The organism is Pseudomonas fluorescens, from assembly GCF_001708445.1.
Taxonomy (GTDB): domain Bacteria; phylum Pseudomonadota; class Gammaproteobacteria; order Pseudomonadales; family Pseudomonadaceae; genus Aquipseudomonas; species Aquipseudomonas gorinensis.
This window is the reverse complement of record NZ_CP015637.1, coordinates 4,714,039-4,740,871: the sequence shown is the minus strand read 5'-3', so window position 1 is coordinate 4,740,871 and position 26,833 is coordinate 4,714,039. Positions and strand designations below refer to the sequence as shown.

Genomic DNA, 26,833 nt, shown 5'->3' with positions numbered 1-26,833 from the left:
TTAAACAGCCGTTTTAAAATGGTCTAACAGGGGTTTTTCGCAGAAAACAAAAGTGACCGACCAGTCTGCGACAGATGGTCGAGTGACGAAGTCACCTTTGACGGAAAGTCTACTGCTTGAACTCGAAATCCAGCGCGGCGCCTTCGACTTCGCGGCGCTCTTCGTTGCGCAGTTGCAGCCTCATCTCATTGCTGAGCAAGCGGCCGTTGATCTGGAACGCACTGTTATCGGATGGCTTTTCGCCAAACATCGGCGGCAGCAGAGGCACGTTCCTCGGCTGGGCCATGGTGCCAATGGGCTGCAAGTGCCTGACCATGTCCGAGGGTAAGGACAAGTCCAACTGTGCCGGTGGCAATTGGGTCTGAGCCACTTCGCGAGCCGACTTGGACTTGCTCGAGACCGGCGCACGTTTTTTCGTCGTGGCCGCTTTCTTCTTGGTCTGCGCGGTTTTTTTCGCAGGTGCCGGCTTTTTCGCAGGGGTCTTCTGCTCGGTGCTGACTGCGGGTGCGGCTCCCGGCACAGGGGTCGCCGCCAGTACAGTGCCGACGTTGCCAAGGCTTAAGAGGCTAATCACCAAAACGGCACGAAAAATAGAGGTCATATCGCCAACAGCATTAACGGCAGAGGGCCATATGCTCGCTTGTTGTGCGCGGCATGACAAGCGCGGTGATCAGCCGGCGATCGGTACCGCCCCATTTGGGCGCCTAAAAACCGGCTGCGGTTTCCTGGCACAACTGGCTGGCCAACATCCCCAGGGTCATCAGTGCGCGCTCTGCCTCACGGTTCCACGGCGTGCCGCAGTTCAAGCGAATACAGTGGTTGAACTGTTCGGTGTTACTGAAGATCAGCCCCGGGGCGATGCTGATGCCCTGTTGCAGGGCACGTACATGCAGTTCCTGGGTATTGACCCGCCCGGGCAAACTGACCCACAGGATAAAACCGCCGTTAGGCCGGGTCATCTGCGTGCCTTCGGGGAAATACTGCTGGACCGCCAGCTGGAAAGCGCTGAGGTTCTTGCGGTATTCCTGACGGATGTAGCGAAGGTGCCGGTCGTAGCCACCGTTCTCCAGGTACGCGGCGACGCCCATCTGGGTGACACTGCATGCCGAATGGGTGCTGAACATCTGCAGGCGCTGGATTTCCTGCTGGTATTTGCCGGCGATCATCCAACCGATGCGCACACCGGGGGACAAGGTCTTGGAAAAACTCGAGCAGTAGATCACCCGATCCAGACGGTCATAGGCTTTCAGGGCCTTGGTGCGCCCCAATTCGAACATCAGCTCGCCGTAGATATCGTCCTCGACGATCTGGATATCGAAATCCGAGGCCAGGCGCAGCAACTGTTTCTGTCGTTCCTCAGGCATGGTGCCGCCCAGGGGGTTGCTCAGGCGCGTGGTCAGCACCAGGGCCTTGATCGACCATTGGTTGGCTGCCAGTTGCAGGGCTTCCAGGCTCATGCCAGTGGCCGGGTCGCTGGGGATCTCGATAACCTTGAGGCCGAGCAGGTCGGCCAGTTGCAACAAGCCGTAATAGGTCGGCGATTCGGCGGCGATCAGGTCGCCTGGACGGGTCAACACGCGCAACGACATCTGCAACGCGTCGACGCAACCGTGGGTGATCACCACTTCGGACGGGTCGACCACCACGCCGGCATCGCGCATGCGGATCGCCACCTGGCGACGCAACGGTTCGAAACCAGGGCTGAACATATAGCTGAACGCGCGAGGGCTCTGGAAGCGCGTGACCTTGGCCAACTGCTGGTGCAGCGCGCGCACTGGCAGGTAATCGACACTCGGCACGGCGGCGCCCAGCGGGAAGACGCCTTCGCGACGTGACTCCACCAACACCTGCTGGATGATGCTGCTACGGGTGACCAGCCCCGGGCGCTCGACCCGCGCGATATCCGGCGTCGGCGCCGTGAGCGCGGGCGTCTGGTGCACGTAATACCCGGACTGCGGGCGCGCGCGGATCAACCCCTGGTCTTCCAGGTTGGCGTAGGCCTGCAACACCGTGGCGTGGCTGACATTCAACTGGGAGCTCATCTTGCGCACCGAAGGCACGCGCTCGCCCGGCTGATAGACACCGCGCCGGATATCCTCAGCCAGTTGCTGGGCGATACGTTGGTAAAGCAACAGATTGGTCATGACGCAGCACTCGATTTCACGGGTATTTTATTTTTGTGTGAAACATACCGGCACAGTTTAGAAGTGTACGGGGACAGTTGCCACAATAGTCGAGCGCGGACCGCAGTGACAGCAAAAACTGTGAGGGTGTACCCCAAACAAATATGGGAGGGGGCTTACTCCCGATGACGGGGGTTCAGTCAACAGTTTCGCTGACTGACACGCCGTCATCGGGGCAAGCCCCCTCCCACATTTTTGAACGGCGCAACGCTTCAGCGAGCGGCGCCCAACTGGCCTTTGGCGTCGGAGAACACGATTTCCACCCGACGGTTCTGCGCGCGGCCTCGCTCGGAAGCGTTGGCTTCCACCGGGTACTGATCGCCGTAGCCTTCGACCTGGATGCGTTTTTCGTCGATGCCCAGGTCGACCAGCACGTCCGCCACCGATTGCGCGCGGTCGCGGGACAGTTTGAGGTTTTCCTGCTCGCCGCCCGTGCTGTCGGTGTAACCCTCGATGCGCACCACGCGCTTGGGGTTCAGTTGCAGGAACTGCACGATCTTCAACACCGTGCGGTTGGCCGAGTTTTTCAGCTCTGCTTCACCGGTGTCGAACAACACATCCCCCAGGGTCATCACCAGGCCCCGATCGGTCTGGGTGGTGGCCAGGCTGGCGATCTGTTCTTCGAGCCATTTGCCCTGTTGCTGCACGCTGATCAACTTGCTTTCACGCAGGGCCAGCTGCAAGCGCTGGCGTTCCAGTTCAAGCTTGGCGCCGCGCTCCTGGTTGAGCGCCTGCTCGGTGTGTTCGCGGGCGATCGCGCTATAGCGTTGGCTAAGATAAGCGTAATGCACCACGTCGGCACCGCTGCCCCAATAGCTGGACAGGCGATCGGCACGGGCGAGGGATTCACCGGCGCGGATCACGTCTTTGGGCGCAAAGCGCAGCACATTCGCGTCTTCCTTGACCTTCTGGAAATCGCTGCCCGCCTGTTGCAGGGCCAGTTCGCCATTCGGGTGGCTGGCACAGCCGCCCAGCGCCGCGCTGCCCAGCAGCAATACACAGCTCAAACCACGGATCATCGGGCTCATTGGGCTTCTCCCAACTGCAATTGCTTGCGCAAGCGGGTGATGCGGGTATTGAGCACGTTGAGTTGTTCCTGGCTCTTGCGGGTCAGCACGTGTGCTTCGGCGAGGCGCGCATCCAGCTCGGCCTGTTCGGCCTGCATGCGCGCGTCCTTGTAGGATTGGTCGGCCATATCGGCCTTGGCCTGGGCGAATTTGTCTTCGGCCAGTTTCAGTTCGGGCGATTCATCGGTGTTGGCACCCACGGCGTTGGCTTGTTCCAACGCTTGCTGGGTGAGGCGTATTTGTTCATTCGGCGCAGGATCGGCTGCACATCCCGCCAGAGCAACGACGGCGAGGGCCGCTAAAAGAGGTCGAAAAATCACTGGAAATCCCTACTGTGTTGGGGTGCCGACGGGTTGTTGCAATTGCGCTTTCCAGCGCTCGAGGTTGCGCTGTAGCGCAGCTTGCGTCACACCAGACCCGGACAATTCTGTCATCTTTTTAGCCAGCTGTCCGCGCAGCCACGGATCATTGCAGGCCGAGTTGTGGGAAATCGCCAGGTACAGACCGGGCTGGTCGACGGGAACGTCGCGAGCGACCAGGTCATTGCTCATGCCCAAGGTCTGGGCCATGGCCATGCCCGAGTAGCGTCCGGCCAACACATAGTCCACCTCCCCTAACAGCAGTTTCTGGAACGCCGGGGTCAACGTGGGCATGCGTTGCAGGCTCAGTTGCTGGCTGGCGAAGGTTTCAAAGTCGCGGCTCAATCGTGCCCGTTCCGACACTGCACCCTGGTGACCGTGCAGGTCGGCCGCGGTGGTATAGGCCAGCTTTGAGTCTTTGCGGGTCCAGACCAGGTAATCGGTCTGCACCAGCGCCGGGTGGATGTAATCGAGGTTGTCCAGCTCACCCAGGTTCAACGGGGCATCGGCGAGGAGGTCCATGCGCCCGCTGCGCACTTCATCCAGGGCCATGGAGCGCTTGCCGCCGTAGAGCAGGTCGATTTTCAGCCCGAGGTCCTTGGCCACCTGTTGCAGCACATCGGCGGTGGCACCGATCAGGTGCGTGGGGTCCTGGGGATCGCGCCAGAGCAAAGGCGGCGCATCCGGGCTGCCGGTGATCACCAGGCGCTCGCATTTACCGGCGGCAAGCGCCAGGCCTGGCAGCAGCGTGAAGCCCAGCAGTACGGCCCAGGGGCGCAGTTCCATGGCGAGGTTCTCCGTAGGATTATTGTAGGAGCGAGCTTGCTCGCGAAAAACGTTAACGATGGCGCACATTCTGGATGAACGCGGTGCCTGTGAGTTTTTCGCGAGCAAGCTCGCTCCTACAGTATTTTGGGGTATTCAAAAAAAAAGCCCGGTCCAAAGACCGGGCTCTTTATAAGTGAAGCGGCTGGATTAGACCAGCTTCTCCAACTCAGGTACGGCTTCGAACAAGTCCGCCACCAGGCCGTAATCGGCCACTTGGAAGATCGGTGCTTCTTCGTCCTTGTTGATCGCAACGATCACTTTGGAGTCTTTCATACCGGCCAAGTGCTGGATCGCGCCGGAGATACCGACGGCGATGTACAGCTGTGGCGCAACGATCTTGCCGGTCTGGCCGACCTGCATGTCGTTGGGTACGAAACCTGCGTCGACGGCTGCACGGGAAGCGCCGACCGCCGCGCCCAGCTTGTCGGCCAGGGCGTACAGGTGCTTGAAGTTGTCACCGTTCTGCATGCCACGCCCGCCCGATACGACGATCTTGGCAGCGGTCAGCTCAGGGCGATCCGACTTGGCCAGCTCTTCGCCAACAAAGCTGGAAGTGCCAGCGTCGTGGGCAGCGGCGACGGCTTCAACGGCAGCCGAACCACCTTCGGCAGCCACTGGGTCGAAGCCGGTGGCGCGCACGGTGATGACCTTGACCGAAGCGTTGGACTGTACGGTTGCGATGGCGTTACCGGCGTAGATCGGGCGCTTGAAGGTGTCGGCGCTTTCAACCGAGATGATCTCGGAGATCTGGTCAACGTCCAACTGCGCAGCAACGCGCGGCAGGATGTTTTTGCCGTTGGAGGTGGCGGCGGCCAGGATGTGGCTGTAGCCGGCACCCAGCTCTGCGACCAGAGGGGCAACGTTTTCAGGCAACTGGTGCGCGTAGGCGGCGTTGTCAGCCAGCAAGACTTTGCTCACGCCAGCGATTTTCGCAGCGGCTTCAGCCACGGCGCCAGCGCCAAGGCCTGCAACCAGCACGTGAATGTCGCCACCGATTTTTGCGGCAGCAGCCACGGTGTTCAGGGTGGCCGGAGCCAGCACCTTGTTGTCGTGTTCAGCGATTACCAAGATAGTCATTGTTAGATTACCTTCGCTTCGTTTTTCAGTTTCTCGACCAGTTCAGCCACCGACTTGACCTTGATACCCGCGCTGCGTGCAGCCGGCGCTTCGACTTTGACGGTCTTGTTGGTGGAGGCAGTGGAAACGCCCAAAGCATCCGGAGTCAGCACTTCGAGAGGCTTCTTCTTGGCTTTCATGATGTTCGGCAGGGACGCGTAGCGCGGCTCGTTCAAACGCAGGTCGGTGGTGACGATGGCCGGCAGTTTCAACGAAACTGTCTGCGCGCCGCCGTCGATTTCGCGGGTGACAGCCACGCTGTCGCCGCTCACTTCGACTTTGGAGGCGAAGGTGCCCTGGCCGTAACCGGTCAGCGCAGCCAGCATCTGGCCAGTCTGGTTGTTGTCGCTGTCGATGGCCTGTTTGCCAAGGATCACCAGTTGAGGCTGTTCCTTATCGACAACGGCCTTGAGCAACTTGGCCACGGCCAGGGAGGTCAGCTCTTCAGCGGACTCAACCAGGATGGCGCGGTCGGCACCCAGTGCCAGGGCGGTACGCAGCTGCTCTTGAGCAGTGGTCGGGCCGATGGAAACCACGACGATTTCAGTCGCAACGCCTTTCTCTTTCAGGCGTACAGCTTCTTCCACAGCGATTTCGCAGAAAGGGTTCATCGACATCTTGACGTTAGCGAGGTCGACGCCGGAATTGTCCGCCTTGACGCGAACTTTCACGTTGTAATCGACAACGCGTTTGACAGCTACAAGAACCTTCATGGATTCCTCGTTACTCTCCGGTGAAAAGAAAGTCGCCTAGGCGAACCTGGCGGTTGATGCTCATCGGCACACAAGGGCACCTCCAAAAACGTCGGCGAATGACACCGCGACAGGCCAGTGATGACCGTTCGTCAGTGGTGACTGGGAGGTCATTCTTTCTCGCGGCGTGTAAACTGCGCGCCATCTTTTGCACGCGCGTCACCCGTTTTGCCTTCGCCCTGCTTTTGGACGTGCTCTTGAAACCTACAGTCTGCCTACGCTAAGCGCAAAACCGACCGTATATTGACCGGAACACCTATTCTGGTCAATACGGCAAAATGGTCAGTCATAAGCCGCGTTGCTTTGATTTACCTAGCCTCCAAGCAATTCAAACAAACGTTTGTATTGGACGCTGGGAGTGGTGTAGATATAATGCGCCACCTAGAGAGAAAGGTGGGTCATACCCTGCTGTTTAAAGCAGCGATGACGGTTATGACACCTAACCTCCACCCATTAGAAAAAAAGCCTGTTGAGCCTTGAGTAGGAGATAGCCTGTGGAACGCGAATACATGGAATTCGACGTGGTCATCGTCGGCGCTGGCCCGGCGGGCCTGTCCGCCGCCTGCCGACTGAAGCAGAAGGCCGCCGAAGCCGGTAAGGAAATCAGCGTCTGCGTGGTCGAAAAAGGCTCCGAAGTCGGCGCTCATATCCTCTCCGGCGCCGTGTTCGAACCCCGCGCCCTGAACGAACTGTTCCCGGACTGGAAAGCACTCGGCGCCCCGCTCAACACCCCGGTGGTGCGCGATGACATCTATGTACTGCGCAGCGCCGACACCTCGACCAAGGTGCCTGACTTCTTTGTGCCCAAGACCATGCACAACGAAGGCAACTATATTATCTCCCTGGGCAACCTGTGCCGTTGGCTGGCCCAGCAGGCCGAGAACCTTGGCGTGGAAGTCTACCCAGGCTTCGCCGCCCAGGAAGCGCTGTTCGACGAAAACGGTGTGGTGCGCGGCATCATCACCGGCGACCTCGGCGTCGACCGCGAAGGCCATCCCAAAGAAGGCGTCTACACCCCAGGCATGGAACTGCGCGGCAAATACACACTGTTCGCCGAAGGCTGCCGCGGCCATATCGGCAAGCAACTGATCCAGCGCTTCAAGCTGGACAGCGACGCCGACGCCCAGCACTACGGCATCGGCCTCAAGGAAATCTGGGAAATCGACCCGGCCAAACATCAGCCTGGCCTGGTGGTGCACACCGCCGGTTGGCCGCTGGACATCATGAGCAACGAGAACACCGGTGGCTCGTTCCTCTATCACCTGGAAAACAACCAGGTCGTTGTGGGCCTGATCGTCGATCTGTCCTACAGCAACACCTTCCTGTCGCCGTTCGATGAGTTCCAGCGCCTCAAGCACCACCCGGTGCTGGCCCAGTACCTCGAAGGCGGCAAGCGCATCAGCTACGGCGCCCGCGCCCTGGCCAAAGGCGGCATCAACTCGTTGCCAAAAATGGTGTTCAAGGGCGGCGCTCTCATCGGTTGCGACCTGGGTACCATGAACGTGGCCAAGATCAAGGGCAGCCACACCGCGATGAAGTCCGGCATGCTCGCTGCCGACGCCGTGGCCGAACGCCTGTTTGCCGAATCCGAAGGCGGCGACGAACTGACCAACTACGTCGACAGCTTCAAGGCCAGCTGGCTCTACGAAGAACTGTTCGCCAGCCGCAACTTCGGCCCGGCGATGCACAAGTTCGGCCCGATCATCGGCGCCGGCTTCAACTGGTTCGACCAGAACATCCTGGGTGGCAAGATGCCGTTCACCCTGCACGACACCAAGCCCGACTATGCGTGCCTCAAGCTGGCCAAGGACTGCCAGAAGATCGACTACCCCAAGCCCGACGGCAAGTTGAGCTTCGACAAGCTGAGCTCGGTGTTCATCTCCGGTACCAACCACGAAGAAGAACAGCCGTGCCACTTGAAGCTCAAAGACCCCAGCATCCCGCTCGGCACCAACCTGCCGCTCTACGATGAACCGGCGCAACGCTACTGCCCGGCTGGCGTGTATGAAGTCGTGACCAAGGAAGATGGCGAGAAGCGCTTCCAGATCAACGCCCAGAACTGCGTGCACTGCAAGACCTGTGACATCAAGGATCCTTCGCAGAACATCACCTGGGTCACGCCGGAAGGCTCGGGCGGGCCGACTTACCCGAATATGTAAGCCAAACGAGGCTCCCAAACGGGAGCCTTTTTTATGGAATCAAACTCGATCAACTGTAGGAGGGGTGGCCCCCTTCCCACAGTTGGATTGTGCTGTTGCCTGACATGACTATGCAGCCCGCTCTTCGCCGGGGTTGCGCTCGAAGTAGCGTTTGTACTCGCGGCTGAACTGCGACGTACTTTGATACCCCACGCTATGCGCCGCCTGCGCCACCCCCATGCCTTCCACCAGCAATAATTGCTGGGCCTTGAGCAAGCGCAAGCGCTTGAGGTACTGCACCGGCGACAACAGCGTGCAACGTTTGAAATGCTCATGAAACGTCGACGCGCTCATGTGCGCATACCCCGCCAGCGTCTCGATATTCAGTGGCTCGGCGAAATGGGCATGCAGGTGATTCAACGAGGTGGCGATTCGCGAAAATTGCCCCTGCTGTTCCACCAACGCGCGCAGCACATCGGCCTGTGGCCCGCGCAGTGCGGTGAACAATAATTCCCGCACCCGCGCCGGCCCCATGATCCGGCTCTCCAGCGGATCATGCAGGCACTGCAACAGCCGTTCGACGCAGCCGCGCATCGCATCGTCGAGCACCACCGAACTCATCGACTCCAAGGTCTGCGCCGTCGGCGGCGGACCGGCCTGCATGCCCATGGCCATCACCAACTCCCCCAGCACCACCCGGTCAATCCCCACCGTCACACCCAGCAACGGCGCACCGGGCGCCAGGGCGAAGGTCTCGCACTCGAACGGCACCGGCATCGCCTGGATCAGGTAATGCCCGGCGCCGTACTCCAGGGTGCGCGGGCCCAGGTAGGCGACCTTGCTGCCTTGGGCCACGAACATCAGGCTCGGCTCATAGATCTGCGGGCCACGTGCCACATCGCAACTGGCGCGCAGCACTTGCACACCAGGCAGGTGGGTCGGGGAAAAACCGTCGCAGGACGTCAGCCCCTCAATCAAGGAAACCAGCGTGGCATTGGCGTCGAGATGGCGGGTCAACAACATGGCAAAAAACTTCGCGAAAAAGGGATGGGAACATCATCGCAGGTCTGGGGACACATAGATCCAAACCCGGGGCACTCCCGGAGGAATAGGCATGAGACTCGGAGCAATCGCCATGGCCGCACCTGGGGGTGGCGCGGAGAATGGCCCGCCTCATCTGTCACTGCTTCTGCGAGGTTTTCTCCATGTATACCGCCATCGGTTATGCCGCCCAATCGGCCACCACTCCCCTCGCCCCCATGTCATTTGAACGCCGCAGCCCGCGCGCCGATGACGTGGCAATCGAGATTCTCTACTGTGGCGTATGCCATTCCGACATCCACCAGGCCCGCAACGAATGGGGCATTGCCGTCTACCCGCTGATGCCGGGCCATGAGATTGTCGGCAAAGTCACCGCCGTCGGCACCAGCGTCACCGCGCATAAAGTCGGCGACCTGGTCGGCGTCGGTTGCATGGTCGATTCGTGCCGCCACTGCGACGCGTGCCAGGCGGACCTGGAGCAATACTGCCTCGAAGGCCCGACCATGACCTATGCCACCCCGGATCGGGTCGATGGCAGCAACACCATGGGTGGCTACTCCGACAGCATCGTGGTCAGCGAACATTTCGTGGTGAAGATCCCGGCCAAGCTCGACCTGGCCAGCGCCGCACCGATTCTCTGTGCCGGTATCACCACCTATTCACCACTCAAGCACTACGGCGTGAAGGCCGGCGATAAAGTCGGCATCCTCGGCATGGGGGGGTTGGGCCACATGGGCATCAAGTTCGCCAAGGCCATGGGCGCGGAGGTGACCCTGTTCACCCGCTCCGCGAGCAAGGCCGAAGAAGGCCGTCGCCAGGGCGCCGACCATGTGATCGTGTCCACCGACGCCGCACAGATGAAAGCCGCCGCCGGGCACTTCGACTTCCTGCTGGACACCATTCCGGTGCAACACGACCTCAACCCCTACCTGGATGTACTGCGCTTTGACGGCGTGCACATCCTGGTCGGCTTGATCGAGCCGGTAGATCCGCCCGTCAACGCCGCCAAGCTGGTGCTGGGTCGTAAAGTCCTGGCCGGCTCGCTGATCGGTGGCATTGCCGAAACCCAGGAAGTCCTGGATTTCTGCGCCGAGCATGGCATTACCTGCGACATCGAAATGCTCGATATCCGCCAGATCAACGAGGCCTACACCCGCATGATCGCCGGTGACGTGAAGTACCGCTTTGTCATCGACATGGCGACCCTGAAAGCCTGATCAGGCTTTCGCGCCCAACTCCGCAGACAGCCGGGCTGCGACCTGTTTGATCACAGGGATCAGCTCGGCCATTTTCTCCAGTGGCATGTAGGGCACGGTACTGGCGATGCTGATGCCGGCGACAATACGCCGGCTGGCATCGCGCACCGGTGCCGCCACGCAACGGATCGACGGTTCGTTGTCTTCCAGATCGAACGCATACCCTCCCGCCACGTATTCACGCATGCGCTGCTCGAACTGCGCCCAGGATTGCTCCGGGTGCTGCGGCCACTGCTGGCTCTTGCCGCCCTGCGGAAAACTGGCCTGGTACAGGCGCTGCCACTCCTCGGCGGTGTCATCCAGCAACATCGCCTTGCCGACCCCGGTCCGCGCCAACGGCATGCGATGGCCCACCCGCGAGCGCATTTCCGGGCCGTAGCGGCCAGGGTTCTTGTGCAGGTAGAGCACGTCGTCGTCTTCACGGATGGCCAAGTGAATGGTGTCACCGGTGAGGGCCGACAGTTCGTCCAGGTAAGGCACGGCCAGGCTGACCAACGGCAACTCTTCGCGCGCCTGGAACCCCAGCTCGATCAGCTTCGGCCCCAGCAGGTAACCCACTTGCGGCACCACGCGCAGGTAACGCTCGTCCACCAGGCAACTGGCCAGGCGGTGCGTGGTGCTGCGGGTGGTGCCGATGCGCTTGGCGATCTCCTTGAGATCCCGTGCACCCGCGGCCACCGCTTGCACGACGCCCAGGCCACGCAGCAGGGTCTGGGTGCCGGTGGGGGCGGCGTCTTTGACGGGGGTGTGGGCGGTTTCCTGCATATCGGGCCTATTGGGAAGTACGAAAACGGCGCCATTATGGCAAATGCTGAACGCGAACACAGCGTCGATCCAAGTGTGGTAGGGGACTTGCCCGAATGCCGTTCAGTTAAGGCTTTTTTGTAGGAGCGAGCTTGCTCGCGAAGAACTCACAGGCGCCGCGTTGATTCAGGAAACACGCGTAGTCTCGTGGGCTCGGAGATGTGTATAAGAGACAGGAGTGAGTGTGTACCCTCGCCACAACACGCCGGCTCCTGCGGTTGATGCGTCAGAACGTCTGCCCCAGGTTCAAGTAAACCGCCTGCTGACTATCATCATTGAACCCATAGCTGAAGTTCAGTGGCCCCAATGGCGTATCAAACCCGAGGAAAATACTCGCGGCATTGATATAGCCGCTGTCGAATTCATTGTCGTTGTTCCACGCCCGGCCCCGTTCCAGGGAGGCGCCCAGGTATAGCGGGAAATCCAGTGGCAGGTATGAGCGCGGCGTCAGGCGGCGGTAGTACACCGCCCGCATCAAGCTGATGTTCTGCCCCGAAATCGCATCCTGGCGAAAGCCCGACAATTGCCGCGCCCCGCCGAGCAGAAAGCTGGAAATCACCACATCCGAGTTATCCAGGGTCCGCCCGTAGCGCCCGCCCAGCACCAGGGTGTCGGGGCCGCTGCTCATGGCCTTGTCCAGCTTGAATTCCCATTGCCGGTACCGCTGGTCCGAGCCCAGCCCCGGCTCGAATTCCCGGAATGCCAGGCCGATGTCTTCACCGCTGTGCGGGAAGTACACGTTGTCGAGGGAGTCGAAGGAGTACTTCAACTCATAGAAGCCTTCGCTGAAGCTCACGCTCGGCAGGTCTCGGTCGCCGATGCGCACATCGGCCTTGCCCCAGGCCTCGCCGACACCGAAGCGGATCTCACCGCTGTTGCCGATCTGCCGCCCGACATTCAACCCGAAACCATAGCGTTCCAGGCGGTATTCGGAGATGGGGTCGTTGTCCAGGATCAGCTCGACGTTCTGCGCCTGGGCACTCAGATAGGGGGCGACGAAGTAACGTGAACCGGTGTCCATCGGCTGGTAGAACTCGCTGTACAGTTCCTGCCGGTCGCCGATCTGCACCCGCGTCAGCCATTCTGCGCCGAGGCGGTTGATGCCGTTCATACGGTAGCTGGCGCCGAGGTTGAAAGCGCTGTCGCCGCGCATGTCGTCCGATAGGTTCAGGCCCAGGCGCAGGTAATCGGTGCCGCTGCGTTTGCCGCGCGCGCTGATCACCAGGGTATTGTCGTGGCCTTTCTTGACCACGCGGTATTGCACCTGCTCGAAGTAGTCCAGGCCGTACAAGGTGCCCATGTCCGTTTGCAGGCGGCCCAGGTTCAGCGGCTCACCCAGGGGTTGGCGGATGTAGTAGCGGATCACGTCGTCGCTGACTTTCGAGTCGTTCTCCACCGTGATGGCGGTGATCACCGGCGTGCGTTCGCCCGGAGTGCGCGCAGCGACCAGTTCCGGGTCGATCGGTTCGGCAGGGCGCAGGTGGGCCAGGCGCACGTCGAGGGCGCGGGTGGCGCGGTAGCCGGCGTCGATCATGTCCTTGGCGCGGCCGAAGTCCGTCACGCCGTAGGCGGCCAGTGGTGGTTGGATCAGCACATCCTTGGGGTGCAGGGCCTTGAGTTGTTCTTCGGAGTTACGTCGGGTCATCAGGGTGATGGACTGGTTGAGCACATCCACCACCGTGGCCAGTTGCTTGCGCGAGCGCAGCGGCGTGCCGATGTCGACCACGATGGCGATGTCGACACCCATCTCCCGCGCCACGTCCAGGGGGATGTTGTCGGTCATGCCGCCGTCCACCAGCAGCCGGCCATCCAACTCGACCGGGGCGAATACGGCCGGGATCGACATGCTGGCGCGGATCACCTGGGGCAGGTGGCCCTTGCGGAACACCACTTTTTCGCCAGTGGTGATGTCCGTGGCTACGGCGCGGAACGGGATGGGGAGCTTGTCGAAATTGCGGATGTTACTGGTGTGGGCAAACATGCTTTCCAGCAGCAGCGCCAGGTTCTGTCCCTGGATCACCCCGAGGGGCAGGCCCAGGCTGCCGTCATCGCGGAAACTGAGCTTCTGCTTGACCAGGAAGTCCCGGTCATCCTGCTTGCGCCGGAACGGCACATCCTCGCGAGGCGGCGCGTCGGAGAGGGCTTGCTGCCAGTCGATGCCCAGTGCCAGTTTTTCCAGTTCGTCGATCTTGTAACCCGACGCATACAGCCCACCGATCACCGCCCCCATGCTGGTACCCGCAATCGCATCGATATGAATCCCCTGTTCCTCCAGGGCCTTGAGCACGCCGATATGGGCCAGGCCGCGCGCGGCGCCACCGGACAGTACCAGGCCGATTTTCGGGCGCGGCGCGTCGGCGGCGTGGGCGAGGAGGGGGAGAAGGCACAGGAACAGGCAGGACAGCAGGCGGCGCATCATGAATCTCGAGGCTGGGCGATAAAGGCCGGTATTATAGCCACTCGACCCTCCGAGCCCGTTACGCCAGGAACCTGTCAAGTTATGTCCGTCAGCAAACCCGAAATCGTCATCACCTACTGCACCCAGTGCCAATGGCTGCTTCGCGCCGCATGGCTGGCCCAGGAGCTGCTGAGCACCTTTGCCGATGACCTGGGCAAAGTGTCGCTGGCGCCCGCCACGGGAGGGGCGTTTCGCATCACCTGCGACGGCGTGCAGATCTGGGAGCGCAAGGCCGATGGCGGCTTCCCGGAGGCCAAGGTACTCAAGCAGCGTGTGCGCGACCAGATCGACCCGCAGCGTGACCTGGGGCACAACGATCGTACGCAGTAAGGGTCACCGTCCTGGCAGGATAGTGACCCACTGCCGCGTGCCTACTTGGCAGCCATCTGGTTCTTGATGAAGCCCACGATCCACGTCAGCACCAGGCCACCGATGCCACCGCCGACAATATTGCTGCCGACCGCCGCCACATCCAGTGCTTCGCCACCGGAGGTGCCCGTCAGTACGGAGGCCAACTGGCCCAGCATCAGGCCGCCGACTCCGCCAAGAAGGGTATTGAGCCCGGTGCCCAGGCTCTGCTTGGTCATGCCGGCCAGATTACCGCCGACGGCACCGCTGATGATCTGAACCAGCAAGCTGATGAGTGTTTCCATGATGCAGCTCCTGCATAGCGTTAATGGCGTGACCACTCGCTTGCAGCAACTTCAAAGGGCATGGCTGTCGTCGAGGAGTCTTTAATCCGTTGAACGACGACAGACTGTTGCGGATGGGCAAAGTATAGATCAGGCCGTCGCTGCCGGCTGTTTGGCCTGGCTGGCACTGCCCATCAGGCCGGAGAGGACGATGGCGACAATGATCAGCGCGCCGCCCAGCAGCATGCGCAAGGTCGGGGTTTCGGCGAACAGCAGCCACGCCACCGTGATGCCATAGACCGGTTCCATGGCGAACACCACCGAGGCGGTGCGCGCCTTGATCACCGCGAGGCTGGCGACAAACAGGCTGTGGGCCAACCCGGTACAGAACACCCCAAGCAGCCCGATCCACAGCCAGTCCATGGCCCGCACATCCGCCAGCCCTGGTGCCGCCACGGGCAACAGGCACACGGCGACCACCACGTTCTGGCACAGCGCCGCCTGTACCGCCGGAATCCGTCCGGAGCTGGCGCGGTTGTTCAGCGACAGCAAGGAAAACAGCAGCCCCGAGACAATCCCCCACAGCAGGCCGCCCGTGGCTTCGCTGGCGAGGTTGAAGTCTGGCGTGACCAGCACCAGGCCGACGGTCACCAGCGCGACCAGCAGCACTTCATTGGCGCGGATCCGCTCGCGGAAGATCAGGCCCTCGAGGATCACGGTGAACGCCGGGAATGCGGTAAACCCCAGGGTTGCCACCGCGACGCCAGCAACCTTGACCGCCATGAAGAACGTCACCCAATGTGCGGCCAGCAACACGCCACTGACCAGCAGCCGGCGCCAGTCGCGCATTTGCAACGTCTTCCAGGGGGCGTTGCTGGCGAAGCGCGCGAAGACCGCCAGGGCCAACACCGCAAACGCGGCGCGGCCGAACACGATGATGGCCGGCGAGGCGGCCGCCAGCTTGCCGAATACGCCGGTGAGGCCAAACATCAGTGCGCCGATATGCAGGGCGCCGAGGGCTGAACGGGGAGTCATTGCGATCCTTGAACCAACGGGGTGACAGGATCGCAGTCTAGAGGGTGGACGGTGTGGGTGTCTGTCGTGCGGCTCGCGATTTTTAGCGCAGGACTCGCGTGTGCACCGAACGCCGCAAGGCGCCGGGGGAGGCGCCGAACTCACGCAACATTGCCGCGGCAAACGCACTCTGCGAGGCATAGCCGACGCGTGCGGCGATCTCGCCGATGGGCAGCGGGGTGTCGCGCAGCAGGCCCAGTGCCCTGTGCAGGCGACGGCTGCGGATATAGTCCATGGGCGTCTGCCCGCACTCGGCCATGAATCGCGCATGCAGGCGCGCCACCGAGAGGTCGGCGATGCGCGCCAGGTCAGCGACCTGCAGGGGATGGGCGGCGTGCCGCTCGATATGGGCATTGAACGCGGCGTAGGGCAGGCGCCGGCCCGGCGTGAGGGGCGCCTGCGGATGATTGAGGCTGGCGAGTAGCAACACCGCGCCTTGCTGGGCGATCAGCGGGTCACTCACCGGGCTGTGCGCCAGCCATTGCACCAACTGGTGTTGCCGGGTATCCAGGGTCAGGCGGGCCGGTTGATCGAGCAGGCGGCGGCTGGCATCGGCATGCTCGCCCAACGATTGCAGCACCCAGTGTTCGGTGGGCACGTCGAGCACCAGGCAGCGGCTGCCATCGCGGCTGCCGCAGGCGTGATGCGCAGAGAAGGGCAGCACCATCACACTGCTCTCATGCACCTGGCTGCCACGGCCATCGACTTCCAGGTCCAAATGGCCGGACAGGCCGAACACCAGCTGCGCGTGGTCATGGCTGTGGGCAATGGGCGCTTCGAGGTAGTGGCGGAGCGTGAGGGACGGTTGCATCGCGGTCTCCTGGGCAGCAGGGCGCCAGTCTACAACGCTTCGCCCTCGGTGGGCGCTGTCATCAGACTGACGCACAGCTGTCATGGGCTATTCACCGCCTGGGCGCAAGCTCGCAAAAACAGCGTCGAGGGATGCCCATGACCAGTGCCGAGTTCACCCCGCCCAGCCGTAAGCAGCGCGTGCGTACCCTGTGGATTTCCGATGTGCACCTGGGCACCCGGGATTGCCAGGCCGAACACCTGTCGCAGTTTCTCAAGGGGTACCATGCCGACAAGGTCTACCTGGTCGGCGATATCATCGACGGCTGGAAGCTGCGTGGCGGCATGTATTGGCCCCAGGCCCACACCAACGTGATCCGCCGCTTGCTGACCATGGCCAAGCGCGGCACCGAGGTGATCTACGTCACCGGCAACCACGATGAGTTCCTGCGTCGCTATTCCACGCTGATCCTGGGCAACATCCAACTGGTGGACGAGGCCGTGCATGTCACCGCCGATGGCCGGCACTTGCTGGTGATCCATGGCGACCAGTTCGATGTGATCACCCGCTATCACCGTTGGCTGGCGTTCCTCGGCGACTCGGCCTACGAGTTCACGCTGACGTTGAACCGTTGGCTCAATCATTGGCGCGCGCGGTATGGCTACGGCTACTGGTCGCTGTCAGCGTACCTGAAGCACAAGGTGAAAACCGCCGTGAGCTTTATCAGCGACTTTGAAGAAGCCATCGCCCATGAAGTGACCAAGCGTGAACTGCACGGCGTGGTGTGCGGGCATATCCATCACGCGGAAATTCGCAAGGTGGGTGAGGTCGATTACCTCAACTGCGGGGATTGGGTGGAGTCGTGCACGGCGTTGATCGAACACTGGGATGGGCATATCGAGTTGTATCGGTTGGCCGATGCGCAGGCCAAAGAGGCACAGCTCAAGGCCGAGATGATCACCAACTGAAGGCCAACCACAGTCCAGATGTGGGAGCGAGCTTGCTCGCGAAAAACGTCAACGATAACGCGTGCAGCCTGAATAGGCGCGGTGCTTATGAGTTCTTCGCGAGCAAGCTCGCTCCTACAATTGGTTTTGTGTTTCTTCAGTTGGAGACGTCGGCAATGGCTTCGGCCAGGAGCGTCAGGCGTGTCGCGTCAATACCCGCCACGTTAGCCCGCCCCGAACTGACCATATACACGCTGTGCTTCTCGCGCAGTTGCTTCACCTGCTCGGCACTCAAACCGGTGTAGGAAAACATCCCGCGTTGTGCGCCGATGTGCGCGAACCGCTCCGACAAACCGTGAGGCGCCAACGCCTCCACCAGTCCGCAACGCAACTGCGCGATGCGTGAACGCATGGCTTCGACTTCGCCGCTCCACAGCGTCTTCAGCTCGGCATCGCCGAGGATGGTCGCGACCACCGCCGCCCCATGATCCGGTGGGGTCGACCACAGGTTACGGGCGATGTTCGCTAACTGGCTGCGCACGTCGGTCAGCTTCTCGGCATCCGCCGCACACACAATCAACGCGCCGACACGGTCACTGTACAGGCCGAAGTTCTTCGAACAGGAACTGGTGACCAGCACCTCTGGCAACTCGGTCGCCATTAGCCGTACCGCCCAGGCGTCCTGTTCCAGGCCGTCGCCGAAGCCCTGGTAGGCAAAATCGATCAACGGCAGCAACCGGCGCTCGCGCACGATCTCCAGCACCTGGCGCCAGTCCGCCTGGGACAGGTCGAAGCCGGTCGGGTTATGGCAGCAGGCGTGCAGCAACACCACATCGCCCTCGGGCACGGTGGACAGGGTGGCGAGCATTGCCGCCACATCCAGCCGGTTGTCCGCCCCCACGTAAGGGTAATGGCTGACCTTGAGCCCGGCCTTGGCGAAGATGGTTTCGTGGATCGGCCAGGTCGGGTTGCTCAGCCATACGCCACGGCCGGGCAGGCTGTGGGCGATAAAGTCGGCGCTCAGGCGCAGGGCGCCGGTGCCGCCTGGGGTCTGGGTGGCGCCGGCACGGCCTTCGCGCAGCAGCGCCGAGTCGGTGCCCAGTACCAGCTCACTGATCAATGTGCCAAAGGCCGCATTGCCGTGGCCGCCGATATAGGTCTTGGTGGTCTGGGTGTCGACCAGGCGCTGTTCCGCGCGTTTCACCGAATGGGGAATCGGCGTCAGGCCCTGGTCGTCCTTGTACACGCCCACGCCGAGGTCGAACTTGTTCGGGTTGGAGTCTTGGGCGTACAGGTCCATCAGCCCGAGAATCGGGTCGCCGGGCACGCGACCAATGGCATCGAAATGCATTACTTGCGGCCCTCGGCGTTCTTGGCCACTTCGTCGGTACGCGCGGCCATGATGAAGTCGTTGCGGTGCAGGCCCTTGATGGAGTGGCTCCACCAGGTCACGGTGACTTTGCCCCATTCGGTGAGCAGGCCTGGGTGATGGCCTTCGGCTTCGGAGATTTCACCCATGGCGTTGGTAAAGGCCAGGGCGAACTTGAAGTTCTTGAACAGGAAGACCTTTTCCAGTTGCATCACGCCATCGCGTACTTCGATATTCCAGTCGGGAATCTGCTTGAGCAGCGCCGGCAGTTCTTCATCGCTGACTTGTGGAGCATCGGCACGGCAGGCTTCGCAGTGGGCTTGGTTCAAGGTAGTCATGGGGGTGTCCTGAATTCGAGTGTCTGGAAACGGTCGTCAGTGGCGTTACCCTAAAGCAACGCGGGGCCAGGGAACAGACTCACCTGGCCGCAAAACCTGAGGTTCACGCTGCTTTGGGTTTTGGCGGAAATTTCGGGGCGTGCAAGCCTAACTGCATACCGCGCTCAACCATGCCCATGATGTCTTCCTGCGCGACTTCGAACAGGCGCTTGAGGTTGGGCAGGACAAAGTACAGCGGTTGCAGGATATCGATACGATACGGCGTGCGCATTGCCTCCAGTGGGTCGAAGGCTTGGTGCTCAGGCTCGGACGACAGGCTGTACACCGTCTCTTTGGGCGACGACAGAATGCCACCACCGTAGATGCGCCGACCTTCAGGGGTATCCACCAGGCCGAACTCGATGGTCATCCAGTAGAGGCGCGCGAGGTACACCCGTTGCTCCTTGGTGGCTGCCAGGCCGAGCTTGCCGTAGGTGTGGGTGAATTCGGCGAACCAGGGGTTGGTCAGCAGCGGGCAGTGACCAAAGATCTCATGGAAAATATCCGGCTCTTGCAGGTAGTCCAGTTCTTCGCGGGTGCGAATAAAGGTCGCCACGGGAAACTGCTTGTTGGCGAGCAATTCGAAAAAGGTCTGGAAGGGGATCAGCGCCGGTACCCGGGCAACTTGCCAGCCCGTGGTGTCGGCCAGCACCTGGTTGATTTCGCTCAACTGTGGAATGCGGTCCAGGGGCAGGCCGAGCTTGTCGATGCCGTCCAGGTATTCCTGGCAGGCGCGACCCTCGATCACTTTCAATTGACGGGTGATCAGAGTGTTCCACACCGCGTGTTCTTCCGGCGGGTAGTGGATAAAACCTTGCGCATCGGGCTCGCGGGCCACGTAGTGCGTCTGCTTCATACGGCTCTCCTGCTAGGCATTCGTTCTTGTTATGTCCTGCGATGACCCTATTGATACCCCGACTGGGGCGCGATTCCACCTGCCGCTCAGGTGTGTTCGTAGGAAAAATTACCGTTTTTCGTAAAATTTTCGTTACGACCCTGGGTATTCTGGCGTCACCACGCTGTGAAAAGCGCGGCGACTGTCACATAATCTTGACGACTATCTGCGCCCAGCGACAAAAAGACGCAGCGCCTACCGACCTTTCGAGCCTTTCCATGCGTATCAAAGTGCATTGCCAGAACCGCATCGGCATCCTGCGGGACATCCTCAACCTGCTGGTGGAGTACGGCGTCAACGTCGCCAAGGGCGAGGTCGGTGGCGAGCACGGCAATGCCATCTACCTGTACTGCCCGAACCTGGTGAACATGCAGTTCCAGGCATTGCGTCCGCAGTTCGAGGCGATTGCCGGGGTGTTTGGCGTAAAGAGGGTAGGGCTGATGCCCAGCGAGCGCCGGCATATGGAGCTCAATGCGCTGCTTGGTGCCCTGGAGTTTCCGGTGTTGTCCATCGACATGGGCGGCTCCATCGTTGCCGCCAACCGTGCCGCGGCGCAGTTGCTTGGCGTGCGGGTGGACGAGGTGCCGGGGATTCCGCTGTCGCGCTATGCCGAGGATTTCGATTTGCCGGAACTGGTGCGCGCCAGCAAGTCGCGGATCAATGGCCTGCGGGTCAAGGTCAAGGGTGACGTGTTCCTGGCGGATATCGCGCCGCTGCAATCCTCCGAGCACGATGACAGCGAAGCGATGGCGGGCGCCGTGTTGACCCTGCATCGCGCCGATCGCGTCGGTGAGCGCATCTACAACGTGCGCAAGCAAGAGTTGCGTGGCTTCGACAGTATCTTCCAAAGCTCCAAGGTCATGGCTGCCGTGGTCCGCGAAGCGCGGCGCATGGCACCGCTGGATGCGCCGCTATTAATAGAAGGCGAAACCGGCACGGGTAAAGAGTTGCTGGCGCGTGCCTGTCACCTGGCCAGCCCACGCGGGCAGTCGCCGTTGATGGCGCTCAACTGCGCCGGCCTGCCTGAATCGATGGCCGAGACCGAGCTGTTTGGCTATGGCCCAGGCGCTTTTGAAGGCGCGCGGGCCGAAGGCAAGCTCGGGCTGCTGGAACTGACAGCGGGCGGTACGCTGTTTCTCGATGGTGTCGGGGAAATGAGCGCGCGCTTGCAGGTGAAATTGCTGCGCTTTTTGCAGGACGGCTGCTTTCGGCGTGTCGGCAGCGATGAAGAGGTGTACCTGGATGTGCGGGTGATCTGCGCCACCCAGGTGGATTTGTCCGAGCTGTGCGCCCGTGGTGAATTCCGCCAGGATCTCTACCATCGCCTCAACGTGCTGTCCCTGCATATCCCACCGTTGCGTGAATGCCTTGATGGCCTGGCGCCGTTGGTGGAGCACTTTCTCGACCAGGCCAGCCGCCAGATCGGCTGCCCGCTGCCCAAGCTGGCGCCCGCCGCGATGGAGCGCCTGAGCCACTACCACTGGCCAGGTAACGTGCGGCAGTTGGAAAACGTGTTGTTCCAGGCGGTGTCGTTGTGCGACGGCGGCACGGTCAAGGCCGAGCATATCCGGCTGCCGGACTATGGCGTGCGTCAGCCGCTTGGCGATTTCTCGCTGGAGGGTGGTTTGGAGGCGATCGTCGGACGCTTCGAGAAGGCAGTGCTGGAAAGCCTGTACGCCGAGCACCCTAGCAGTCGACTGCTGGGTAAGCGCTTGGGCGTGTCTCACACCACCATCGCCAATAAATTGCGCGATTACGAAATCCTCAAGGTCGACAAATAACCCGTGTGGGAGGGGGCAACCCCTCCCACATTTAATCCGTGGCGTTGCCGTAAGCGGCATAAGTCCGCCGTTTTTTCGACTCCCGCCGGGACGTCATTTATTCACGCCCGCCGCCAAACCCCCGCCCCGCCTGCACTTCTCCCGCTTTTCAAAAGTTGGTTCGCAAATTGCTTAAGCCTCATCAGTACAGCGGTGGGCGGCAAGCGTCCGTCAGAAAGAGGATAGAGCGTGGACAAGTACCTTTATGTGGCAATGACCGGCGCCAGCCAGAATGCTCTGGCGCAGAAGGCCCATGCCAACAATCTGGCGAACATTTCCACCAACGGCTTCCAGCGTGACCTGGAGCAGGCCCGTTCGATGCCGGTGTTCGGTGACAGCTTTCCGGCGCGGGCCTTTGCCATGACCGAGCGGCCAGCCACCGACTTCTCGCCGGGCGCCATGATCGAAACCGGTCGTGACCTGGATGTGGCGGTCAGCGGTGACGGCTGGATGGCGGTGCAAACGCCTGACGGTGGCGAAGCCTACGTGCGCAGCGCCAGCATGAATGTGGATGCGCTGGGCGTGCTGCGGGCCGGCAACGGTATGCCGATCATGGGCAACGGTGGCCCGATTGCCGTGCCGCCCCAGCAGAAAATCGAAGTGGGCGCCGACGGCACCGTCAGCATCCGCGCCATGGGCGAAGGCCCACGGGTGATGGCGGAAGTGGACCGCATCAAGCTGGTCCAGCCGGACCTCAAGAACATGACCAAAGGCCTCGACGGCACCATCCACACCAAGGATGGCCAGCCGGCCCAGGCCGATGCGAGCGTCAAGCTGACCTCGGGCTTCCTGCAAGCGAGCAACGTCAACGCGGTGGAAGAAATGACTGCGGTGCTGGCGCTTTCCAAGCAATTCGAGCTGCACATCAAGATGATGAACAGCGCCAAAGAAGACGACCAGGCCATGACCCGCGTTCTGGCGATGAGCTGATAGCGGCATCACCCACACTAATTTTGCAGCACAGCGCCAACAAACAGGCGCACGAAGGAGAACAGCATGCTTCCGGCTCTATGGGTTGCCAAAACAGGCCTGTCCGCCCAGGACACCAACCTGACCACCATTTCCAACAACCTGGCAAACGTGTCGACCACGGGCTTCAAGCGTGATCGCGCCGAGTTCCAGGACCTGCTCTACCAGATCAAGAAGCAGCCTGGCGCCCAGTCGACCCAGGACAGCGAACTGCCGTCGGGCCTGCAACTGGGTACCGGTGTGCAGATCGTCGGCACCCAAAAGAACTTCAGCGCCGGTAACTTGCAGCAAACCGGCCAGCCGCTGGACATGGCGATCAACGGCAAAGGGTTTTTCCAGATCCTGCAGCCGGACGGCACCACCACCTACACCCGAGACGGCACGTTCCACCTGGACGCCAATGGCCAGGTCGTCACCGCCAACGGTTTTGCCCTGGAACCGGCGATTGTCGTGCCCGCCAACGCCCAAACGTTCACCGTCGGTAACGACGGCACCGTGTCCATTACGGTGGCGGGTAACCCGGCGTCGCAAGTGATCGGCAACCTGCAAACCGCCGACTTCATCAACCCGGCCGGCCTGCAAGCCATTGGTAACAACCTGTTCCTGGAAACCGCCTCCAGCGGCGCGCCGCAAATCGGCACCCCTGGCCTGAACGGTTTCGGCACCACGCTGCAAAGCACCCTGGAAACCTCCAACGTCAGCACGGTTGAAGAGATGGTCAACATGATCACCACTCAGCGCGCCTACGAGATGAACTCCAAGGTGATTTCCACCGCTGACCAGATGCTTTCGTTCGTTACGCAGAATCTGTAATCAAGTCTATGGGGCGCTCCTGAGAGCGCCTGCAACACCGTGAGGTTAGGGTCATGAATCGCTATGTTTCCGTTCTGGCATTGAGTGGGATTGCCGTGCTCGCGGGCTGTGTCGCCCCGACGCCAAAACCCAATGACCCGTACTACGCGCCGGTGTTGCCACGCACGCCGCTGCCGGCTGCGGCCAACAATGGCTCGATCTACCAGGCCGGTTTCGAACAGAACCTGTACAGCGACCGCAAGGCGTTCCGGGTCGGTGACATCATCACCATCACCCTCAACGAGAAGACCACGGCCAGCAAGAATGCCAACTCGCAGGTGGGCAAGACCAGCAAGACCGGCATTGGCCTGACTTCGTTGTTTGGTGCTGTACCGAACACCAATAACCCCCTGGGCAGCGGTGACTTGAGCCTGAGCGCAGGCTACAGCGGTGACCGCGCCACCAACGGCAAGAGTTCGGCGGGGCAGGGCAACAGCCTGACCGGTTCGATCACCGTGACCGTGGCCGATGTATTGCCCAACGGCATCATCGCAGTACGCGGTGAAAAGTGGATGACCCTCAACACCGGCGACGAGCTGGTGCGCATTGCCGGCATGGTCCGCGCCGATGATATTTCCACCGACAACACCGTGCCGTCGACACGGATTGCCGATGCGCGCATTACCTACTCGGGTACGGGTTCGTTTGCTGATGCGAGTCAGCCGGGCTGGTTCGACCGTTTCTTCCTTAGCCCGCTGTTCCCTTTCTAGGTGGCCACTTTGAACGTCAAACAGCTGATGGCAGCGGCACTGTTGTTATGCCTGAGCGCAGTCGCCCAGGCCGAGCGCCTGAAAGACATCGCCAGCATTTCCGGCGTGCGTTCCAACCAGTTGATCGGCTACGGCCTGGTGGTGGGGCTCAATGGTACGGGTGACCAGACCACCCAGACCCCATTCACCTTGCAGACCTTCAACAACATGCTCTCGCAGTTCGGCATCAAGGTGCCGGCGGGTTCGGGCAACGTGCAGTTGAAAAACGTCGCGGCGGTGTCGATCAGCGCCGACTTGCCAGCGTTCTCCAAGCCAGGCCAGGTGGTGGACATTACCGTGTCGTCCATTGGTAACTCGAAAAGCCTGCGGGGCGGCACCTTGCTGATGACCCCCCTCAAGGGTATCGACGGCAACGTCTACGCCATCGCCCAGGGCAACCTGGTGGTTGGCGGTTTCGACGCCGAGGGGCGTGATGGTTCGAAGATTACGGTGAACGTGCCATCGGCCGGTCGCATCCCCGGCGGCGCCACGGTTGAGCGCACCGTGCCCAGTGGTTTCAACCAAGGCAACAGCCTGACCTTGAACCTCAACCGCTCCGACTTCACCACCGCCAAGCGCGTGGTCGACAAGATCAACGACATGCTTGGCCCTGGCGTCGCCCAGGCGATCGATGGCGGTTCGATTCGTGTCACTGCGCCGCTCGATCCGAGCCAGCGCGTCGACTACCTGTCGATCCTGGAAAACCTTGAGGTCGACCCCGGCCAGGCCGTGGCCAAGGTCATCATCAACTCGCGTACCGGTACGATTGTGATCGGCCAGAACGTCAAGGTTTCGCCAGCGGCCGTGACCCACGGCAGCCTGACCGTGACCATCACCGAAGACCCGATCGTCAGCCAGCCTGGGCCGCTGTCCAACGGCCAGACCGCCGTGGTGCCGCGCTCCCGTGTCAACGCTCAGCAAGAAGCCAAGCCGATGTTCAAGTTCGGCCCTGGTACGACCCTGGATGAGATTGTCCGCGCGGTGAACCAGGTGGGCGCAGCGCCCGGCGACTTGATGGCGATCCTCGAAGCTTTGAAACAGGCCGGCGCCTTGCAAGCCGACCTGATCGTGATCTGAGGCCATGGCCATGGATATGCGCAAAAGCGGGCTGACCAGCACGGCGGACTCGGGCTCTTACTCCGACCTGAACCGGCTTAACCAGCTCAAGGTCGGTGCTGACAAGAACAGCGAAGGCAACATGCGCAAGGTGGCGCAGGAGTTCGAGTCGTTGTTCTTGAGCGAGATGCTCAAGTCCATGCGCTCGGCCACCGAGGCCCTGGGCAAGGACAACCCGCTGAACACTCCGGCCGCCAAGCAATACCAGGAAATGTACGACCAGCAGTTGGCGGTCTCCATGTCCCGCGAAGGTGGCGGTATCGGCCTGGCCGACGTGCTGATGCGCCAGATGCAGAAGAACAAACCGGTGGACGCCCAGGCGGCCACCTTGCAGGGGCCGGCGGCGGCAGACGCGGCGAAGAAGGTCGATGTGCCGACGGAAATCGCCGCTGGCACCAAGGCCGATGGCCCGCTGGGTCGCTCCAATGGCCAGCGTCCGCTGTGGGCGTACCGCGTGGCGGTGCCCGAGGGCGCCAGCGCCCACGCCCACGATATGGCGCTGATGAACCAGCGTCGTATTGCCCTGCCAAGCAAGCTGACCGACCGCCTGCTCGCTGGCATCGTGCCGACCGCGCCGGTCGCGATCGATGCTAAAAACGCACCGCTGCGTAACAGTGCCGCCGACGACAGCGTGGTCAACAGCACCGCGCGCACGTTTGCCGTACCGAGCGGACGCATGCAGGTCTACGGTCGCGCCGTGGCCCAGCCACCGTTGGCGCCGGCGAAGAAAGCCTTCAGTTCCCAGGATGAATTCGTCGCCACCATGTTGCCGATGGCCAAGGCCGCGGCAGCACGTATCGGCGTCGATCCAAAGTACTTGGTGGCCCAGGCCGCCCTGGAAACCGGCTGGGGCAAATCGGTGATGCGCGCCGAGGACGGCAGCAGCAGCCACAACCTGTTCGGCATCAAGGCCGGCAAGAGTTGGCAGGGCGGCCAGGCCCGCGCGATCACCAGCGAGTTTCGTGATGGGGCGATGGTCAAGGAGACGGCGCAGTTCCGTTCCTACGACTCCTACCAGGACAGCTTCCATGACCTGGTGACGTTGCTGCAAAGCAATGATCGCTATAAAGAAGTTGTGAAATCGGCCGATAACCCCGAACAGTTTGTACGCGAGTTGCAAAAAGCCGGATACGCAACCGACCCGGCCTATGCCAGCAAGATTTCGCAGATCGCCAAAACGATGGACAGTTACCAGAATTACGCTGCCGCGGGCGCGACCACTCATTTATAAGGTCTGAACC

At 61.6% G+C, this 26,833-nt stretch carries 26 protein-coding genes; 10 read left to right on the top strand and 16 right to left on the bottom strand.

Going from position 1 to position 26,833, the window contains the following annotated elements:
- Nucleotides 1–109: 109 nt before the first annotated feature.
- From A7317_RS21005 to A7317_RS20975, 7 genes are all read right to left on the bottom strand, one after another.
- Nucleotides 110–601: a translation initiation factor 2 gene (locus A7317_RS21005; RefSeq protein ID WP_069076754.1), complete on the bottom strand. Its 492-nt coding sequence runs from the start codon at nucleotides 599–601 to the stop codon at nucleotides 110–112.
- Between the two features lie 103 nt (nucleotides 602–704).
- The gene (locus A7317_RS21000; RefSeq protein WP_024076929.1) at nucleotides 705–2,144 is read right to left on the bottom strand and encodes a PLP-dependent aminotransferase family protein; all 1,440 of its coding nucleotides are present in this window, start codon (nucleotides 2,142–2,144) and stop codon (nucleotides 705–707) included.
- A 251-nt stretch (nucleotides 2,145–2,395) separates the two neighbouring features.
- Nucleotides 2,396–3,211, bottom strand: coding sequence for an OmpA family protein (locus A7317_RS20995; RefSeq protein WP_024076930.1), 816 nt, complete (start codon nucleotides 3,209–3,211; stop codon nucleotides 2,396–2,398).
- Entirely contained in the window at nucleotides 3,208–3,570 is a 363-nt protein-coding gene (locus tag A7317_RS20990; protein WP_024076931.1) for a DUF4398 domain-containing protein, read from the bottom strand. Before A7317_RS20990 ends, A7317_RS20995 begins: the two co-directional genes overlap by 4 nt.
- Before the next feature lie 9 nt (nucleotides 3,571–3,579).
- The gene (locus tag A7317_RS20985; RefSeq protein ID WP_069076753.1) at nucleotides 3,580–4,395 is read right to left on the bottom strand and encodes a substrate-binding periplasmic protein; all 816 of its coding nucleotides are present in this window, start codon (nucleotides 4,393–4,395) and stop codon (nucleotides 3,580–3,582) included.
- Nucleotides 4,396–4,584: 189 nt separating this feature from the next.
- Nucleotides 4,585–5,514, bottom strand: coding sequence for an electron transfer flavoprotein subunit alpha/FixB family protein (locus A7317_RS20980; protein WP_024076933.1), 930 nt, complete (start codon nucleotides 5,512–5,514; stop codon nucleotides 4,585–4,587).
- Nucleotides 5,515–5,516: 2 nt separating this feature from the next.
- The gene (locus tag A7317_RS20975; RefSeq protein ID WP_024076934.1) at nucleotides 5,517–6,266 is read right to left on the bottom strand and encodes an electron transfer flavoprotein subunit beta/FixA family protein; all 750 of its coding nucleotides are present in this window, start codon (nucleotides 6,264–6,266) and stop codon (nucleotides 5,517–5,519) included.
- 533 nt (nucleotides 6,267–6,799) lie between these two features.
- On the opposite strand from A7317_RS20975, the gene A7317_RS20970 reads away from it, so the two are divergent.
- The gene (locus A7317_RS20970; RefSeq protein WP_024076935.1) at nucleotides 6,800–8,464 is read left to right on the top strand and encodes an electron transfer flavoprotein-ubiquinone oxidoreductase; all 1,665 of its coding nucleotides are present in this window, start codon (nucleotides 6,800–6,802) and stop codon (nucleotides 8,462–8,464) included.
- 108 nt (nucleotides 8,465–8,572) lie between these two features.
- On the opposite strand, the gene A7317_RS20965 is transcribed toward A7317_RS20970, so the two are convergent.
- Nucleotides 8,573–9,466, bottom strand: coding sequence for an AraC family transcriptional regulator (locus tag A7317_RS20965; protein WP_024076936.1), 894 nt, complete (start codon nucleotides 9,464–9,466; stop codon nucleotides 8,573–8,575).
- Nucleotides 9,467–9,648: 182 nt separating this feature from the next.
- Here A7317_RS20965 and A7317_RS20960 point away from each other — a divergent pair, with 182 nt between their 5' ends.
- On the top strand, nucleotides 9,649–10,701 hold the full coding sequence (locus tag A7317_RS20960) for an NAD(P)-dependent alcohol dehydrogenase (RefSeq protein ID WP_024076937.1): 1,053 nt from the start codon (nucleotides 9,649–9,651) through the stop codon (nucleotides 10,699–10,701).
- Here A7317_RS20960 and A7317_RS20955 read toward each other — a convergent pair whose 3' ends face one another.
- Nucleotides 10,702–11,505, bottom strand: coding sequence for an IclR family transcriptional regulator (locus A7317_RS20955; protein ID WP_069076752.1), 804 nt, complete (start codon nucleotides 11,503–11,505; stop codon nucleotides 10,702–10,704).
- A gap of 265 nt (nucleotides 11,506–11,770) precedes the next feature.
- Nucleotides 11,771–13,960: a patatin-like phospholipase family protein gene (locus A7317_RS20950; RefSeq protein WP_069076751.1), complete on the bottom strand. Its 2,190-nt coding sequence runs from the start codon at nucleotides 13,958–13,960 to the stop codon at nucleotides 11,771–11,773.
- An 84-nt stretch (nucleotides 13,961–14,044) separates the two neighbouring features.
- Here A7317_RS20950 and A7317_RS20945 point away from each other — a divergent pair, with 84 nt between their 5' ends.
- Nucleotides 14,045–14,332 (top strand): SelT/SelW/SelH family protein, encoded by a 288-nt coding sequence (locus A7317_RS20945; protein ID WP_024076741.1) that lies wholly within the window; start codon nucleotides 14,045–14,047, stop codon nucleotides 14,330–14,332.
- Nucleotides 14,333–14,373: 41 nt separating this feature from the next.
- Here A7317_RS20945 and A7317_RS20940 read toward each other — a convergent pair whose 3' ends face one another.
- From A7317_RS20940 to A7317_RS20930, 3 genes are all read right to left on the bottom strand, one after another.
- Nucleotides 14,374–14,655 (bottom strand): hypothetical protein, encoded by a 282-nt coding sequence (locus tag A7317_RS20940; protein ID WP_069076750.1) that lies wholly within the window; start codon nucleotides 14,653–14,655, stop codon nucleotides 14,374–14,376.
- 129 nt (nucleotides 14,656–14,784) lie between these two features.
- On the bottom strand, nucleotides 14,785–15,669 hold the full coding sequence (locus A7317_RS20935) for a DMT family transporter (RefSeq protein ID WP_024076738.1): 885 nt from the start codon (nucleotides 15,667–15,669) through the stop codon (nucleotides 14,785–14,787).
- Nucleotides 15,670–15,751: 82 nt separating this feature from the next.
- Nucleotides 15,752–16,519 carry an AraC family transcriptional regulator gene (locus A7317_RS20930; RefSeq protein WP_069076749.1) on the bottom strand — a complete coding sequence of 256 codons (768 nt, stop codon included), beginning with the start codon at nucleotides 16,517–16,519 and terminating at the stop codon, nucleotides 15,752–15,754.
- 137 nt (nucleotides 16,520–16,656) lie between these two features.
- Between A7317_RS20930 and A7317_RS20925 the strand changes: the two genes are divergently transcribed.
- Nucleotides 16,657–17,466 (top strand): UDP-2,3-diacylglucosamine diphosphatase, encoded by an 810-nt coding sequence (locus A7317_RS20925; protein ID WP_024076736.1) that lies wholly within the window; start codon nucleotides 16,657–16,659, stop codon nucleotides 17,464–17,466.
- 136 nt (nucleotides 17,467–17,602) lie between these two features.
- Here the strand turns inward: A7317_RS20925 and A7317_RS20920 are convergent, their stop codons facing one another.
- The 3 genes from A7317_RS20920 to phhA all read right to left on the bottom strand — a co-directional run bounded on the left by A7317_RS20920 (nucleotide 17,603) and on the right by phhA (nucleotide 20,047).
- Nucleotides 17,603–18,796 (bottom strand): amino acid aminotransferase, encoded by a 1,194-nt coding sequence (locus tag A7317_RS20920; RefSeq protein ID WP_024076735.1) that lies wholly within the window; start codon nucleotides 18,794–18,796, stop codon nucleotides 17,603–17,605.
- Complete coding sequence (locus A7317_RS20915) at nucleotides 18,796–19,152, bottom strand: 4a-hydroxytetrahydrobiopterin dehydratase (RefSeq protein ID WP_069076748.1); 357 nt, start codon at nucleotides 19,150–19,152, stop codon at nucleotides 18,796–18,798. Before A7317_RS20915 ends, A7317_RS20920 begins: the two co-directional genes overlap by 1 nt.
- 103 nt (nucleotides 19,153–19,255) lie before the next feature.
- Entirely contained in the window at nucleotides 19,256–20,047 is a 792-nt protein-coding gene (gene phhA, locus A7317_RS20910; RefSeq protein WP_024076733.1) for a phenylalanine 4-monooxygenase, read from the bottom strand.
- Nucleotides 20,048–20,304: 257 nt separating this feature from the next.
- Here phhA and A7317_RS20905 point away from each other — a divergent pair, with 257 nt between their 5' ends.
- From A7317_RS20905 to flgJ, 6 genes are all read left to right on the top strand, one after another.
- Entirely contained in the window at nucleotides 20,305–21,867 is a 1,563-nt protein-coding gene (locus tag A7317_RS20905; RefSeq protein WP_069076747.1) for a sigma-54-dependent transcriptional regulator, read from the top strand.
- Between the two features lie 228 nt (nucleotides 21,868–22,095).
- The gene (locus A7317_RS20900) at nucleotides 22,096–22,836 is read left to right on the top strand and encodes a flagellar basal body rod protein FlgF (protein WP_024076731.1); all 741 of its coding nucleotides are present in this window, start codon (nucleotides 22,096–22,098) and stop codon (nucleotides 22,834–22,836) included.
- Between the two features lie 66 nt (nucleotides 22,837–22,902).
- Nucleotides 22,903–23,688, top strand: coding sequence for a flagellar basal-body rod protein FlgG (flgG, locus tag A7317_RS20895; RefSeq protein WP_024076730.1), 786 nt, complete (start codon nucleotides 22,903–22,905; stop codon nucleotides 23,686–23,688).
- 53 nt (nucleotides 23,689–23,741) lie between these two features.
- Nucleotides 23,742–24,437: a flagellar basal body L-ring protein FlgH gene (gene flgH, locus A7317_RS20890; RefSeq protein WP_024076729.1), complete on the top strand. Its 696-nt coding sequence runs from the start codon at nucleotides 23,742–23,744 to the stop codon at nucleotides 24,435–24,437.
- A 27-nt stretch (nucleotides 24,438–24,464) separates the two neighbouring features.
- Nucleotides 24,465–25,553, top strand: a complete 1,089-nt coding sequence (locus A7317_RS20885; RefSeq protein ID WP_162163609.1) for a flagellar basal body P-ring protein FlgI — start codon at nucleotides 24,465–24,467, stop codon at nucleotides 25,551–25,553.
- Between the two features lie 4 nt (nucleotides 25,554–25,557).
- Complete coding sequence (flgJ, locus tag A7317_RS20880) at nucleotides 25,558–26,823, top strand: flagellar assembly peptidoglycan hydrolase FlgJ (RefSeq protein WP_069076746.1); 1,266 nt, start codon at nucleotides 25,558–25,560, stop codon at nucleotides 26,821–26,823.
- Nucleotides 26,824–26,833: the final 10 nt, after the last annotated feature.

Coding starts and splice junctions, on each gene's coding strand:
- A7317_RS20960 (WP_024076937.1), top strand. CDS start 9,649: ATGTATACCGCCATCGGTTATGCCGCCCAATCGGCCACCACTCCCCTC.
- flgG (WP_024076730.1), top strand. CDS start 22,903: ATGCTTCCGGCTCTATGGGTTGCCAAAACAGGCCTGTCCGCCCAGGAC.
- A7317_RS20940 (WP_069076750.1), bottom strand. CDS start 14,655: ATGGAAACACTCATCAGCTTGCTGGTTCAGATCATCAGCGGTGCCGTC.
- A7317_RS20985 (WP_069076753.1), bottom strand. CDS start 4,395: ATGGAACTGCGCCCCTGGGCCGTACTGCTGGGCTTCACGCTGCTGCCA.
- A7317_RS21005 (WP_069076754.1), bottom strand. CDS start 601: ATGACCTCTATTTTTCGTGCCGTTTTGGTGATTAGCCTCTTAAGCCTT.
- A7317_RS21000 (WP_024076929.1), bottom strand. CDS start 2,144: ATGACCAATCTGTTGCTTTACCAACGTATCGCCCAGCAACTGGCTGAG.
- A7317_RS20930 (WP_069076749.1), bottom strand. CDS start 16,519: ATGCAACCGTCCCTCACGCTCCGCCACTACCTCGAAGCGCCCATTGCC.
- A7317_RS20905 (WP_069076747.1), top strand. CDS start 20,305: ATGCGTATCAAAGTGCATTGCCAGAACCGCATCGGCATCCTGCGGGAC.
- A7317_RS20915 (WP_069076748.1), bottom strand. CDS start 19,152: ATGACTACCTTGAACCAAGCCCACTGCGAAGCCTGCCGTGCCGATGCT.
- A7317_RS20975 (WP_024076934.1), bottom strand. CDS start 6,266: ATGAAGGTTCTTGTAGCTGTCAAACGCGTTGTCGATTACAACGTGAAA.
- phhA (WP_024076733.1), bottom strand. CDS start 20,047: ATGAAGCAGACGCACTACGTGGCCCGCGAGCCCGATGCGCAAGGTTTT.
- A7317_RS20885 (WP_162163609.1), top strand. CDS start 24,465: ATGGCAGCGGCACTGTTGTTATGCCTGAGCGCAGTCGCCCAGGCCGAG.
- A7317_RS20965 (WP_024076936.1), bottom strand. CDS start 9,466: ATGTTGTTGACCCGCCATCTCGACGCCAATGCCACGCTGGTTTCCTTG.
- A7317_RS20980 (WP_024076933.1), bottom strand. CDS start 5,514: ATGACTATCTTGGTAATCGCTGAACACGACAACAAGGTGCTGGCTCCG.
- A7317_RS20920 (WP_024076735.1), bottom strand. CDS start 18,796: ATGCATTTCGATGCCATTGGTCGCGTGCCCGGCGACCCGATTCTCGGG.
- A7317_RS20925 (WP_024076736.1), top strand. CDS start 16,657: ATGACCAGTGCCGAGTTCACCCCGCCCAGCCGTAAGCAGCGCGTGCGT.
- flgH (WP_024076729.1), top strand. CDS start 23,742: ATGAATCGCTATGTTTCCGTTCTGGCATTGAGTGGGATTGCCGTGCTC.
- A7317_RS20935 (WP_024076738.1), bottom strand. CDS start 15,669: ATGACTCCCCGTTCAGCCCTCGGCGCCCTGCATATCGGCGCACTGATG.
- flgJ (WP_069076746.1), top strand. CDS start 25,558: ATGGCCATGGATATGCGCAAAAGCGGGCTGACCAGCACGGCGGACTCG.
- A7317_RS20995 (WP_024076930.1), bottom strand. CDS start 3,211: ATGAGCCCGATGATCCGTGGTTTGAGCTGTGTATTGCTGCTGGGCAGC.
- A7317_RS20945 (WP_024076741.1), top strand. CDS start 14,045: ATGTCCGTCAGCAAACCCGAAATCGTCATCACCTACTGCACCCAGTGC.
- A7317_RS20955 (WP_069076752.1), bottom strand. CDS start 11,505: ATGCAGGAAACCGCCCACACCCCCGTCAAAGACGCCGCCCCCACCGGC.
- A7317_RS20950 (WP_069076751.1), bottom strand. CDS start 13,960: ATGCGCCGCCTGCTGTCCTGCCTGTTCCTGTGCCTTCTCCCCCTCCTC.